The organism is Flavobacterium flabelliforme, from assembly GCF_017948675.1.
In the GTDB taxonomy this organism is placed as follows: domain Bacteria; phylum Bacteroidota; class Bacteroidia; order Flavobacteriales; family Flavobacteriaceae; genus Flavobacterium; species Flavobacterium pygoscelis.
In genome coordinates this window covers 259,921-273,666 of the sequence record NZ_JAGFBU010000004.1, presented here as the reverse complement: position 1 = coordinate 273,666, position 13,746 = coordinate 259,921, and the positions used below count along the sequence as shown (strand labels likewise).

Genomic DNA, 13,746 nt, shown 5'->3' with positions numbered 1-13,746 from the left:
TAAATTTAAAACTATGAAAATTAAATTAGCTTTTTTAATCCCTTTATTTCTTATTTTTTTAGGATGTAGTAGTGATGACAAACTTGAAAAAGAGACATTAAAAAATATTACTTATGAAGTTTTATTATTTGAATATACTCCTGATACTGGTAATAATACATCTAGGTTTCGCTATGAAATAAAGTTTAATAATCCTAATAATGTTGCAGTAAGAGGAAATTATAAAATAACATATGACGCCGATGGACTTATTTTAACTCCCATCACAAAAGTACCCAACGACAATCCTTACGATAAAATTGAAGCAAACTCCTTTTATATTGCTAGTTATGATGTTGAAAGTGCTCTTAATCCAACTTTAGGAACATTGAAGTCAATAAAATTTGTATCCGCTGAATTCGTTCTTGCGATTGATTAAAAATTAAAAGATTTCTTGTGAAATCTTAAAAAACACAAAAATATGATTAATATCGGAATAATTGGAGGTTCAGGTTATACAGCAGGAGAGTTAATTCGAATTCTGATGTTTCACCCGAATGCCAAATTAGATTTTGTATACAGCACAACAAACGCAGGAAAACCACTTTCGGTAGCACATCATGATTTGTTGGGCGATATCGAAATGGATTTTACCGATACTGTGAATCCAAATGTAAATGTGCTATTCTTATGTTTAGGCCATGGTAAATCGAAATCCTTTTTGGAACAAAACCAATTGGCAAGCCATACTAAAATCATCGATTTAGGAAATGATTTTCGTTTGCTAAAAGATAAAGAGTTAGCTGGAAAATCATTTGTTTACGGATTACCTGAATTGAATAAATCTGATATTAAAAACGCTCAGTTTATTGCTAATCCAGGTTGTTTTGCAACTGCCATTCAATTAGCGCTATTGCCTTTGGCAGAAGCCAAATTATTGCATAATGATGTGCATATTAATGCTACAACAGGAAGTACAGGAGCTGGAGTTTCTCCTTCAGAAACGACACATTTTAGTTGGAGATCCAATAATATGTCGCATTATAAAGCTTTTGATCACCAACATTTGGGAGAAATAAATCAAACTGTCAATCAATTACAATCAGAATATAAAGACGAATTGATTTTCGTTCCTAACAGAGGAGATTTTGCTAGAGGAATTTTTGCCACTTTATACACTACAGTAGAAGAAAGCTTAGAAGATATAGTAGCAAAATATGAAGCTTTTTATAAAGACCAACCTTTTGTAACGGTAACGACTACTGGGATTAATATGAAACAAGTAGTACAAACCAATAAATGTATTATTAGCTTAATGAAAAAAGGGAACCGCTTACTGATTACTTCCATTATTGATAATTTAGTAAAAGGAGCCTCAGGACAAGCGATACAAAACATGAATTTAATGTTTGGTTTAGCGGAAAGTACCGGATTGCATTTGAAACCATCAGGGTTTTAATCACCTAATCCCCGAAGGAGTAACTGAACATAATTATTGACAAAAAATTAAAAATTATATTATAGATATTCATTTATTTTAAAAGCAACACCCCCCGTTGTTATCTATTCCCCCTCCTTCGGAGGGGGTTAGGGGGAGGAACAATATGAACTTATTTGACGTTTACCCATTATACAACATTACTCCTGTAAAAGCACAGGATTGTACCATAACAGACGAAAACGGAATTGATTATTTAGATTTATACGGCGGTCATGGCGTAATTTCTATTGGTCATACCCAACCCCATTATGTTGCTAAGTTGAAAAATCAATTGGATAAAATTGGTTTTTATTCTAATGCCATTCAGAATCCTTTACAAGTAGAATTAGCTAGTAAACTAGGAAAATTATCAGGATTAAACGATTACACCTTATTCTTATGTAGTTCTGGAGCCGAGGCCAATGAAAATGCATTAAAATTAGCTTCTTTTCACAATAATAAATCCCGTGTAATTGCTTTTGATAATTCCTTTCACGGAAGAACTTCGGCAGCAGTTGCAGTTACCGATAACAAAAAGATTGTTGCGCCAATAAATGCACAACAAGTGGTTACGTTTTTACCCTTGAATGCTATTGAATTAGTAGAAGCTGAACTTAAAAAAGGAGATGTTTCTTCTGTAATTATCGAAGGAATTCAAGGCGTTGGAGGTTTAGACCAAGGAACAACGGAGTTTTTTCAAGGCTTAGAAAAAATATGTGCGACTTACGACGTTGTTCTGATTTTAGATGAAGTACAATCGGGATATGGAAGAAGTGGAAAGTTTTTTGCTCATCAACATCACAATATCAAAGCAGATATTATTTGCATAGCCAAAGGAATGGGAAATGGATTTCCTATTGGAGGCATCTTGATTGCTCCAAAATTCAAAGCAAGCTATGGACTTTTAGGAACCACTTTTGGCGGAAACCACTTGGCTTGTGCTGCTGCAATAGCAGTGTTGGATGTGATTGAAAGCGAGAAATTAATGGATAACGTAAATGCTATTTATGCCTACTTTTTAGAAGCAATCAAACAAGTTCCAGAAGTAATCCAGGTAAAAGGACGAGGATTAATGTTGGGTGTAGCGTTTAATTTTGACGTAAGTGGGCTTCGTAAAAAAATGATTACTGACAAACATATTTTTACAGGAAATGCTAACAATAAAAACTTATTAAGAATCCTTCCACCATTGACAATCAACAAGGAAGATATCGATACTTTTATCATCGCTTTAAAAGAATCTTTAAAAGAAGTTAATTAAAAATCTAAATTAAATTGATTATTTAGACATTAAATAAAGACATCATTTCTACTAAAAAAAATTAAAATACATTTTAAAAAATCAAATCTAAAAATCGACTCATAGATTTAATCGAGGTAGGTTTTATTTAAATTAAAAAGGTCTTTTATAAATTAAGATTACTCCAATTAAACTTTCAAATCATGAACTACACTACAATACAAAATATCGATTCACTCAGCAAATGGGTAAAACAAGCGTTAAAAATCAAGAAAAAACCATTAAAAAACAAAAAGTTAGGCAAAGACAAAACCTTAGGAATGTTATTTTTTAATTCGAGTTTAAGAACCCGTTTAAGCACTCAAAAAGCAGCGCTAAATTTAGGAATGAATGTAATGGTAATGAATTTCACAAACGAAGGTTGGACACTTGAGTTTGAAGATGGTGCTATAATGAATTCAGGTGCATCAGAACACATTAAAGAAGCTGCCGAAGTAGTTTCTCAATATTGCGATATTATTGCTGTTAGAGCATTTGCAGGATTGATAGACAAAGAAAAAGACAATGCCGAAACCGTATTATCTGGTTTTATAAAACACGCTACTGTTCCCATCATAAATATGGAAAGTGCCACTGCGCATCCTTTACAAGCCTTGGCAGATGCTATTACTATGGCAGAGTACAAAACAAAACACAAGCCAAAAGTAGTGCTTTCTTGGGCGCCACACCCTAAAGCGTTACCACAAGCTGTAGCTAATTCTTTTCTGGAAATGATGCAGTTACAGGACGCGGATTTTATTTTGACACATCCAGAAGGTTACGAACTAAACCCTGACATCACAAAAGGAGTTACTGTAGAATACGATCAGAACAAAGCCTTTGAAAATGCTGATTTTATTTATGCCAAAAACTGGAGTAGTTATAAGGACTACGGACAAGTCACTAATTCGGATACCAGTTGGACCATTACTGCCGAGAAAATGAAACGCACCAATAATGCAAAATTCATGCACTGTTTACCAGTAAGAAGAAATGTAATTGTAACTGATGAGGTTCTGGATAGCGAGAATTCAATTGTCATCGAACAAGCCAATAACAGAACATTTGCAGCACAATTAGTGCTACAAAAAATATTAAAAACCAAGCTAGATCCTAAGAAGGCAACAAAAAAGTCTAAAAAATAAAGAATCAAAGAATGAATTTATCATCTAAAGAATCCAAAAGTCAGCAATTGCCTCTCTCCACTTCGCCGAACTCTTCTTTTTTAGACGAGCTAAGTATTGTAAAAATTGGAGGAAACATTATTGATAATCCAGTAGAATTAGCTGTTTTTTTAGTAGCATTTTCAAAAATTAAAGGACCTAAAATATTGGTTCATGGCGGTGGAAAATCAGCAACAAAAATGGCTGAAAATCTTGGATTAAAGCCAAAGATGATTGATGGCAGACGTATCACAGACGCGCCGATGCTTGATGTTGCTGTGATGGTTTATTCAGGACAGATAAATAAAAACATTGTTGCACAACTGCAAGCGAACAACTGTAATGCGATGGGTTTCTCCGGTGCAGACGGTAATCTAATTCAATCTGAAAAAAGAAATGATCCAACTATTGATTATGGTTTTGTTGGGGATATAAAATCGGTAAATAGAACGCTTTTAACCAATTTACTAAACAACACAATTGTTCCTGTATTTTGCGCGATAACGCACGACGGAAAAGGACAATTATTAAATACCAACGCAGATACCATTGCAAGCGAATTAGCTATTGCTTTATCAAAAACATTCAACGTGACTCTAAATTATTGTTTTGAAAAAACTGGCGTTTTATTGGATGCTGATGATGACAAATCCCTAATTATAAGTATCAATGAAGAACTGTATTCTAAACTAAAAGAAGAAAAAGCAATACATTCTGGTATGATTCCCAAATTAGAAAACTGTTTCAACAGCTTAAAAAAAGGAGTTACTAATATAAAAATTGGTCATCACAGTATGTTACAAAATACTGATTGTGCTGGAACAACAATTAAGCTATAAAAGACGAAAAGCATATTTTAAAAATAGCGTCATCGCAACTAAACCGTAAACTATGAAAACTATAGAAAACCTAACACAACAAGCGATTACACTATTAAAAAAAATGATAGAAACGCCTTCTTTTTCTAGCGAAGAAGATAAAACAGCGCTTTTAATCGAAAATTGGTTTACACAAAACGAAATCCCTTTTAAAAGAGAAAATAATAATGTTTGGGCTTTCAATAAACATTTTGACGAAACTAAGCCCACGCTATTACTGAATTCGCATCACGATACCGTAAAACCAAATCAAGGCTATACGAACGATCCTTTTCAAGCTTTTGTACAAGACGGTAAATTATTTGGTCTCGGAAGTAATGATGCAGGCGGTTGTTTAGTTTCCTTGCTCGCTACTTTTGTGTATTTCTACGCTACTGAAAACTTGCCCTATAATTGTGTCATCGTAGCTTCTGCAGAAGAAGAAAGCAGTGGTAAAAACGGGTTGAATAGCGTCTTGAAACATTTACCAAAATTAGATTGTGCCATTGTGGGGGAACCAACTTTAATGCAATTGGCCATCGCCGAAAAAGGCTTACTCGTTCTTGATGTCGTTATAAAAGGCACAGCAAGTCACGCCGCACACCATAATCCTGACAATCCAATTTATAATGCAGTTCCAGTTATAGAATGGTTTAACAGTTATAAATTCGATAAAATATCCCAAATTTTAGGTCCTGTAAAATTGACTGTAACTCAAATAAACGCCGGAAAACAGCATAATGTTGTTCCATCACAATGCGATTTAGTGGTCGATATTAGAGTAAATGATTGTTACACTAACACCGAAATTTTAGAAACAGTCAGAAATCATATCTCGGCCGAAGTAAATCCTCGTTCCATGCACTTAAATGCTTCTTCTATTCCTACAAATCATGGTTTAGTAAAAGCCGGAATAGCCTTGGGAAGAACAACTTATGGCTCTCCTACCCTTTCAGATCAGTCGGTTTTGACTTGTCAATCCTTAAAACTAGGTCCTGGAGAAACGTTGCGGTCACACTCAGCAAATGAATTTATTTACCTCAATGAAATTGAAGAAGGAATTCAATTGTACATTAAAATACTAAGCGATTTCTTTCAACAGTAATTTTTTCTGGAGCTATTTCCTGCTATCCGCTACAATCTTTTTTTCGGTAAAAACCTCAAAAAAGGATTTTCACTGCTATCAGGGCTAGGTTTTAGTCAAACGAGAACTTTTTTAGTTTCTAAAATCGTTAAAAATCAAATTAAAAAAATAATAAATTGCTTCAAACTACTTTTAAGTAAATAGTAGTTGAATCGAAAATAATAACATTATGAAACTTTGGGAAAAAGGAATACCAACAGATAAGCAAATCGAACAATTCACAGTTGGAAACGATAGAGAATTAGATTTGGTTTTAGCTAAATACGACGCATTAGGCTCTATCGCTCATGCAAAAATGCTAGGAGAAATTGGTCTGCTAACACAAGCGGAAACAGTTTCTTTAGTGGTGGCTTTAGAAGTAATTATCAAAGACATTGAAAACGGAAACTTTGTAATTGAGGATAGTTTTGAAGACGTACATTCAAAAATCGAATATCTATTGACACTAAAACTAGGCGATGCTGGTAAAAAAATTCATACCGCACGCTCTAGAAATGATCAAGTTTTAGTAGATGTAAACTTATATCTAAAAGACGTTATTATAGAGCTTAAAGCACAAATAAAACAACTATTCGACTTGTTAATGCAATCCGCAGAAAAATATCAAAATATATTATTGCCCGGTTATACACATTTGCAAATTGCTATGCCATCGTCATTCGGAATGTGGTTTTCTGCTTATGCTGAAACATTAATTGATGATATTACAATGCTAAACGCAGCATTAAAAATCGTAGACCAAAATCCATTAGGATCTGCTGCGGGTTACGGAAGCTCGTTCCCTATTAATAGAACGTTTACAACTCAGGAATTAGGTTTTGAAACCTTAAAATACAATTCGGTTGCAGCACAAATGAGCCGCGGAAAATCAGAAAAAACAGTTGCTTTTGCTATGAGCAGCGTGGCAGCAACCTTGTCAAAATTCGCAATGGATGTGTGTTTGTACATGAGCCAAAATTTTGATTTCATCAGTTTACCAGCACATCTTACCACGGGTTCCAGCATCATGCCACACAAGAAAAATCCAGATGTATTTGAACTCATTCGTGGCAAATGCAACAAAATTCAAGCCTTGCCTTATGAAATAACTTTAATAACAAATAACCTACCAAGTGGCTATCACAGAGATTTACAATTGCTAAAAGAGGGGTTATTTCCAGCGATTCAAAACCTAAAAGCTTGTCTAGACATTGCTCTGTTTTCGATAAAAGATATCAAAGTAAAAGAGCATATCCTAGAAGATAAAAAATACGATTATTTGTTCACCGTAGATTCTTTAAATGAAATGGTTGTAGCCGGAATACCTTTTAGAGATGCCTATAAAAGTGTTGCAGAACAACTCGAAAACGGCACTTATACTTCACCAAAGGAAACTAGACATACTCATGAAGGTAGTATTAACAATTTGTGTTTAAATGAGATTAAAGAAAAAATGAAAGCCAGCTTTTAATTAAAAATATAGGTAATGTAATACTTCACAATTGTCAGAAAAATATTTCTTAATAATCATTAATATTACACATAATTTTCTTACGTTTGCAAAAAAAATAAAAAACATGAAATTACATTACAAAATTATTTTATTCCTAAGCTTATCATTAGCATTAAACAGTTGTTCAAAAGATGATTCTTCGGCTGATGAAGTTCAAAAAGACAATTCAACCTTAAAAACATTTAAAGACGTTAAATTCTCTTTAGATTTTACTGAAGGTTTTGATGCAGGAAGATATTTTTCGACAGAATTAGGTAAATCTTATAAAAAGTCACAAATTGATGCAACTATTTTACCAAAAATAGATGTTGTTTTTTATAGCGGAAGTTTTTCTTTTAACTATTTTGTGAGCCCAAGTAATGTAGAATACGGAATAAAAAATGGGGCTACCACACTTTACATTAATTACCAAAGAGAGCAACTTACTTTAGAACAATTTAATAAATTAGAAAAAGGTTCGGATCTTGATGCAATCAAAGTCGATGCTGATGATAACAAATCATTTCCTGATAGCTATGTTCCAAATGTTGTGTTGTTCAAAAATGCAGCTGGAAAAAAAGGAGCTATTTACATAAAATCAGTACAAAGAGTTGGGTATGATCCAAAAATTGTTGTGGATATAAAAATTCAGAAATAAAATAAATAATTATTTTAAAACTGGAAAAAACCAATATTTCGCTTGTGAAATATTGGTTTTTTTATGCCTAATAATTACCTAAACTCAAAGGAATTAAAACAAAATGCTTTTCAATTGTAAAGGAATAGTAGAAGTGCTTATTAATTTAGTACTAAAAATTCTATATATTTGAGAAAAATCTTAATTAAAGAAAATGGTCAATTTCGAAGAACAGTCTGCACAAACCCTTCTAGAACATAATCAAATAACGAAGCAACAATTCGAAGAGATTAAGGATTATAGAGCGTTAAATCTATTTTCGGTTCATAATGAATTAAAGTTTTTATTATACTTATCTATTTTATTGTTCACAACAGGCGTAGGTATTCTGATTTATCAAAATATTGATACCATTGGTCATACTGTTTTGCTAGGACTGTTATTAATAATGACACTAGTTTGTTTTTATTTTTGTTTTAAAAATCATGAAGGTTTCAAAAAGGGAGAAGTTCCTTTTTCCAATCCCTTATATGATTATTTAGTACTTACGGCAGTTATTTTAAGTTGTTCGTTTGTTGGTTATTTACAGTTTCAATACGAAGCTTTTGGAACTCATTATGGATTAGCGACTATAATTCCAACCGTTATTAGTCTATTTTGCGGCTATTATTTCGATAACAAAAGTGTGCTATCTATAGGAATTACCGGAATGGCAGCTTACTTGGGGTTATCAGTTGATCCTAAACACTATTTTGAAAACGAAATGTTTAACAATCGTACTTTAAGTTATATCGGTTTAGCATTTGGATTGTTTTTATTGTTATGGTCTTTATATTCCATCAAAATAAATTTAAAAAAGCATTTTAATCTCGTTTATCTAAGTTTTTCACTGCATTTAATTGGTATTGCTTGCATTGTCAATTTGTGCGATGACTTTTGGTTTCCTGCTGGAATCATTATGGCAATTGCTGCTTATTACTTTTACAATTTAAGTTTTCAAACCAAGTCGATGTCCTTATTTATATTTACGGTATTATACGGATTCATAGGAATGAATATCTTTTTTGTTAGAATAATAGACCTTATTCATGTAGAGGACTTTTTATCGCTATTTTTAGTGTTAACTCCTTTTTACTTTATTGGATCCATACTTGGATTTATAAAACTTATTAAACATTTCAATAAAAAAACGAGCAATGATAGCCTATAACAAAACACTTTTAGACAATTTTTATCTAAACGAAGAAGTACGTGTATTAAAAAAAGCAGGCTTTATTAATCCTGAACAACAAAATACATTTGAGAAAAAACATCCTCAACTTAAAACTCAGAACAATATCTTTATGCGAATAGGTCTATTTATTTTAGGTCTATTCTTATACAGTTCGATTTGTGGAATGCTATCACTTCTTGTACTCGGTAATTCTGAAAATGAATATCTATACTTTATTTATTTCTTTGCTCTTATTGGTTTTGCTACCAAGGAATATATGTCTAAAGCACTGCTGTATTTTGGTTATGGTTTAGATGATGCATTTATATTAGGAGCTATTTCGGCCTTGCTAATTGCCGTGGGATTAACTTTCGAAAAAAATTACGATACCAATTATCTCGCTATTCTTGTTGTTATGGCAATAATATCGAGTGTTACTTATTTGCGTTATTTAAATATTACGTTAGCATTATTGGTTTGTATGGGAATAACTGCTACACTTGCCTATTCGGTATTTAATTATTTAATAATAGGAAAAACTATATTGCCTTTTGTGTTTTTATTGTATTCTGGGATTTTTTATTTTTTAGCAAAAAAAGCACTTCAAAATTTAACTTTACCGTACTATTATCAAGGATTAAAGCTTGTACAAGGATTTTGTCTCATTTTATTTTATCTCGCCGGCAATTATTATGTAGTTAGAGAACTGAATGCATCGTTATCTGAAAGTTATTTTGAAGGAGGAAGCCCAGAAATTCCTTTTGCCCTACTCTTTTGGGCTTTTACAATAATAACTCCTATCGCCTATCTCTTTTTTTCATTGAAAAACAAAGACAGAATGATGCTTTGGATTGGTTTCCTAGCCTTTTGTTTTAGTATTTTTTCTTTTAGAATCTATCATCATATTTTACCAACAGAAGTGGCTTTAAGCATTGGCGGATTATTGTTGTTTGCTTTTACTTATTTTGCTATAAAGAAAACTAAATATAAGGAGACAGGAATTACTTTTAAAGTAGATCGTTTTACAAATCCTGATGCTTTTGCAAACCTTCAAATTATTGTCTCTGCTTCGCAATTAGGAATAAAACCTGAAGTTAAAGTTGAAGATTCTCCTATAGAATTTGGTGGAGGTGGTTTTAGCGGAGGAGGATCTAGTGGTGAATTTTAAAATAACAAAACCGCATTTCATAAATTTATTTTCAAATAAATTTATGAAATGCGGTATCCTTTTTAAGTATGAAACTAAACTTGCTTAACTAATGCTTCTGCATCAATATCACTATGCGAAACATGATAAACCGCTTTTCCTTGATTTATTAAAATCAATTGTGGTGATTGATGCGTTACACCAAAACGACTCGCTATTTCATTAGAAACATCGCGATGGGCTATCAAGTCTAAAAAATAAAGCGTAACTTTATCTGAGCTATCAAACTCATTTTCAAACTGTTTCAAGGCCATCCTACTTATACTGCATCGCGTACTGTGTTTAAAAATAGCGACTGGTTTTTCGTTGGATAACGCACTGATTTCATTTAACTGTCCTAAATCTGTTAGTTCAATCCAATCGATTTTACTTTCTTTTGAATCTTTTTCATCTGAACTGCTAAAAATATTTTTAAAAAAGCTCATAATTGTCTTGTTTTAAGTCAATTTGACATTTTAATATGATAAAAATCATGAAAATTCTGTCATTTTGTCTGTATTATTGTGATGGAATATAAATTGAATACTAGTTTTCAAAGTTAATCAAATTACAACAAAACCATATAAAATCATGAACATAAATAAATTTACTATTAAGTCGCAGGAAGCCATTCAGCTTTCGCAACAATTGGCGCAAAGCCATGGGCAACAACAAATAGAAAATGAACATATTTTCAAAGCAATTTTTGAAGTCGATGAAAATGTTGCTCCTTTTATACTTAAAAAACTCAATGTAAATGTGCCTTTATTTATCCAAATATTGGATAGTACGATTCAGAGCTTTCCAAAAGTTTCTGGTGGTGAAATAATGCTGTCTAGAACAGCAAATACAACGCTTAATGAAGCAGAAATTATTGCTAAGAAAATGAATGATGAATTCGTTTCTATTGAGCATTTAATTTTAGCCATTTTTGATTCAAAGACTAAAGCGGCACAAATATTAAAAGACCAAGGTGTAACTGGCAAAGGATTAAAAGCAGCAATTGAGGAATTGCGTAAAGGAGAAAGAGTAACCTCTGCATCTGCTGAGGAAACCTATAACTCGCTAAATAAATACGCTAAAAACTTAAACGAATTAGCTCGAAATGGTAAGCTTGATCCCGTTATTGGTCGAGATGAGGAAATACGTCGTGTGTTGCAAATTTTAACTCGTAGAACCAAGAATAATCCAATGTTAGTCGGAGAACCAGGAGTTGGTAAAACGGCTATTGCAGAGGGTTTAGCACATCGAATTGTAGATGGTGATGTTCCGGACAATTTGAAAGATAAAATTGTTTATTCGCTGGATATGGGAGCGCTGATTGCGGGTGCTAAATTCAAAGGGGAATTTGAAGAACGATTGAAAGCAGTCGTTAAAGAAGTTACCTCTTCAGAAGGTGATATTGTATTGTTTATAGATGAAATACACACGCTTGTAGGAGCTGGTGGTGGCGAAGGTGCTATGGATGCTGCTAATATTTTGAAACCAGCGTTGGCTCGTGGAGAATTACGTGCGATTGGTGCGACAACTTTAGACGAATATCAAAAATATTTTGAAAAAGATAAAGCCCTAGAAAGACGTTTTCAAAAAATAATAGTGGAAGAACCAGATACCGAAAGTGCTATTTCTATTTTGCGTGGTATTAAAGAAAAATATGAGACGCATCATAAAGTTCAAATAAAAGATGATGCTATTATTGCTGCGGTTGAATTATCACAACGTTATATTACGAACCGTTTTCTTCCAGACAAAGCGATTGACTTAATGGATGAAGCCGCTTCAAAATTACGCATGGAAATCAACTCTAAACCAGAAGAACTGGATGTTTTAGATCGAAAAATCATGCAATTAGAAATTGAAATCGAAGCAATCAAAAGAGAAAAAGACGAAAGCAAACTCAAAATTTTGGGAATGGATTTGGCCAATCTCAAAGAAGATCGCAACGAGATCTATGCTAAATGGAAATCAGAAAAAGATGTCGTAGATAATATTCAAGCGGTAAAAACAGAAATCGAAGACTTTAAATATGAAGCAGAACGTGCAGAGCGCGATGGTGATTATGGAAAAGTAGCTGAAATTCGCTATGGAAAAATTAAAGAGGCCCAAGAACGATTGGATGTTTTGTTGAAACAATTACAAGAAAATCAATCTGGAACTTCTTTAATAAAAGAAGAAGTTACTCGAGAAGATATTGCTGAAGTAGTGGCAAAATGGACTGGAATTCCAGTGATGAAAATGTTGCAAGGCGAACGTGAAAAATTGCTAAAACTAGAAGATGAGTTACACCATAGAGTGGTTGGACAAGAAGAAGCAATCGAAGCTGTGAGTGATGCAGTACGAAGAAGTCGCGCTGGTTTGCAGGATATGAAAAAGCCTGTTGGAACATTTCTTTTCCTTGGAACAACAGGAGTTGGAAAAACCGAATTAGCAAAAGCATTAGCCGAATATCTATTTGATGACGAAAATGCAATGACGCGAATTGATATGAGTGAATATCAAGAACGCCATAGCGTAAGCCGTTTGGTGGGTGCGCCTCCAGGATATGTTGGTTACGATGAAGGGGGACAATTAACAGAAGCCGTTCGAAGAAAACCATATTCTGTGATATTATTGGATGAAATTGAGAAAGCACATCCGGACACTTTTAATATCTTGCTTCAAGTATTAGATGAAGGACGTTTAACGGATAATAAAGGACGTTTGGCCGATTTTAAAAATACGATTATCATCATGACTTCTAATATGGGAAGCCAAATTATACAAGATAAATTTGAGAATTTAAAAGGTAGTGTTGAAGCAGCAACCGAAGCGGCAAAAGTAGAAGTACTGGGATTATTAAAACAAACGGTTCGCCCAGAATTTATTAATCGTATTGACGAAATTGTAATGTTCACCCCACTTACTACTGAAAATATTGCGCAAATTGTAGGTTTACAGTTAAAAAGTGTTACTAAAATGCTAGCATTACAAGGTATTATTATGGATGCTACTCCAGATGCAATTGCCTATTTATCGGAGAAAGGTTATGATCCTCAATTTGGAGCAAGACCAGTAAAAAGAGTCATTCAAAGAGAGGTACTTAACGAACTTTCTAAGGAAATTCTATCTGGTAAAATAACTACTGATAGCATTGTATTAATTGATGCGTTTGATGGCAAACTAGTTTTTAGAAATCAAACGGAATTAGTTCAATAATAATGAATTTAAAATAAAAAACTTTGCCAAATGATTGAACTTTGGCAAAGTTTTTTTTAAAATCATCAGTCGAAAGATTGGTGATTTTTTTTTAATGTAAAATAAAACGGTTGCAATCTAGAGCTATTGTAAATTATTTCAA

12 protein-coding genes are annotated in these 13,746 nt (G+C 33.0%); 11 read left to right on the top strand and 1 reads right to left on the bottom strand.

All coding sequences use genetic code 11. The features are described from left to right. Positions 1–13: 13 nt before the first annotated feature. From J3S90_RS11740 to J3S90_RS11695, 10 genes are all read left to right on the top strand, one after another. Positions 14–418: a hypothetical protein gene (locus J3S90_RS11740; protein ID WP_210646341.1), complete on the top strand. Its 405-nt coding sequence runs from the start codon at positions 14–16 to the stop codon at positions 416–418. Positions 419–460: 42 nt separating this feature from the next. Then, positions 461–1,438, top strand: coding sequence for an N-acetyl-gamma-glutamyl-phosphate reductase (gene argC / locus J3S90_RS11735; RefSeq protein WP_210646340.1), 978 nt, complete (start codon positions 461–463; stop codon positions 1,436–1,438). A gap of 145 nt (positions 1,439–1,583) precedes the next feature. Continuing rightward, complete coding sequence (locus J3S90_RS11730; protein ID WP_210646339.1) at positions 1,584–2,720, top strand: aspartate aminotransferase family protein; 1,137 nt, start codon at positions 1,584–1,586, stop codon at positions 2,718–2,720. Between the two features lie 182 nt (positions 2,721–2,902). Beyond that, the gene (locus J3S90_RS11725; protein WP_210646338.1) at positions 2,903–3,883 is read left to right on the top strand and encodes an N-acetylornithine carbamoyltransferase; all 981 of its coding nucleotides are present in this window, start codon (positions 2,903–2,905) and stop codon (positions 3,881–3,883) included. Between the two features lie 11 nt (positions 3,884–3,894). Further along, the gene (argB, locus tag J3S90_RS11720) at positions 3,895–4,740 is read left to right on the top strand and encodes an acetylglutamate kinase (protein WP_210646337.1); all 846 of its coding nucleotides are present in this window, start codon (positions 3,895–3,897) and stop codon (positions 4,738–4,740) included. Between the two features lie 52 nt (positions 4,741–4,792). Then, entirely contained in the window at positions 4,793–5,863 is a 1,071-nt protein-coding gene (locus J3S90_RS11715) for a M20 family metallo-hydrolase (protein WP_210646336.1), read from the top strand. Positions 5,864–6,071: 208 nt separating this feature from the next. Then, entirely contained in the window at positions 6,072–7,352 is a 1,281-nt protein-coding gene (gene argH / locus J3S90_RS11710) for an argininosuccinate lyase (protein WP_210646335.1), read from the top strand. Between the two features lie 106 nt (positions 7,353–7,458). Then, complete coding sequence (locus J3S90_RS11705; protein WP_188050482.1) at positions 7,459–8,031, top strand: hypothetical protein; 573 nt, start codon at positions 7,459–7,461, stop codon at positions 8,029–8,031. 193 nt (positions 8,032–8,224) lie between these two features. Beyond that, entirely contained in the window at positions 8,225–9,220 is a 996-nt protein-coding gene (locus J3S90_RS11700; protein ID WP_188050481.1) for a DUF2157 domain-containing protein, read from the top strand. Beyond that, complete coding sequence (locus tag J3S90_RS11695; RefSeq protein WP_210646334.1) at positions 9,207–10,391, top strand: hypothetical protein; 1,185 nt, start codon at positions 9,207–9,209, stop codon at positions 10,389–10,391. Before J3S90_RS11700 ends, J3S90_RS11695 begins: the two co-directional genes overlap by 14 nt. Positions 10,392–10,465: 74 nt before the next feature. Here J3S90_RS11695 and ytxJ read toward each other — a convergent pair whose 3' ends face one another. Then, positions 10,466–10,855 carry a bacillithiol system redox-active protein YtxJ gene (gene ytxJ / locus J3S90_RS11690; RefSeq protein WP_210646333.1) on the bottom strand — a complete coding sequence of 130 codons (390 nt, stop codon included), beginning with the start codon at positions 10,853–10,855 and terminating at the stop codon, positions 10,466–10,468. A gap of 145 nt (positions 10,856–11,000) precedes the next feature. On the opposite strand from ytxJ, the gene clpB reads away from it, so the two are divergent. Further along, positions 11,001–13,604, top strand: coding sequence for an ATP-dependent chaperone ClpB (clpB, locus tag J3S90_RS11685; RefSeq protein WP_188050478.1), 2,604 nt, complete (start codon positions 11,001–11,003; stop codon positions 13,602–13,604). The last annotated feature ends 142 nt before the right edge of the window (positions 13,605–13,746 follow it).

Coding starts and splice junctions, on each gene's coding strand:
- clpB (WP_188050478.1), top strand. CDS start 11,001: ATGAACATAAATAAATTTACTATTAAGTCGCAGGAAGCCATTCAGCTT.
- argC (WP_210646340.1), top strand. CDS start 461: ATGATTAATATCGGAATAATTGGAGGTTCAGGTTATACAGCAGGAGAG.
- J3S90_RS11715 (WP_210646336.1), top strand. CDS start 4,793: ATGAAAACTATAGAAAACCTAACACAACAAGCGATTACACTATTAAAA.
- J3S90_RS11695 (WP_210646334.1), top strand. CDS start 9,207: ATGATAGCCTATAACAAAACACTTTTAGACAATTTTTATCTAAACGAA.
- argH (WP_210646335.1), top strand. CDS start 6,072: ATGAAACTTTGGGAAAAAGGAATACCAACAGATAAGCAAATCGAACAA.
- argB (WP_210646337.1), top strand. CDS start 3,895: ATGAATTTATCATCTAAAGAATCCAAAAGTCAGCAATTGCCTCTCTCC.
- J3S90_RS11700 (WP_188050481.1), top strand. CDS start 8,225: ATGGTCAATTTCGAAGAACAGTCTGCACAAACCCTTCTAGAACATAAT.
- ytxJ (WP_210646333.1), bottom strand. CDS start 10,855: ATGAGCTTTTTTAAAAATATTTTTAGCAGTTCAGATGAAAAAGATTCA.
- J3S90_RS11740 (WP_210646341.1), top strand. CDS start 14: ATGAAAATTAAATTAGCTTTTTTAATCCCTTTATTTCTTATTTTTTTA.
- J3S90_RS11730 (WP_210646339.1), top strand. CDS start 1,584: ATGAACTTATTTGACGTTTACCCATTATACAACATTACTCCTGTAAAA.
- J3S90_RS11705 (WP_188050482.1), top strand. CDS start 7,459: ATGAAATTACATTACAAAATTATTTTATTCCTAAGCTTATCATTAGCA.
- J3S90_RS11725 (WP_210646338.1), top strand. CDS start 2,903: ATGAACTACACTACAATACAAAATATCGATTCACTCAGCAAATGGGTA.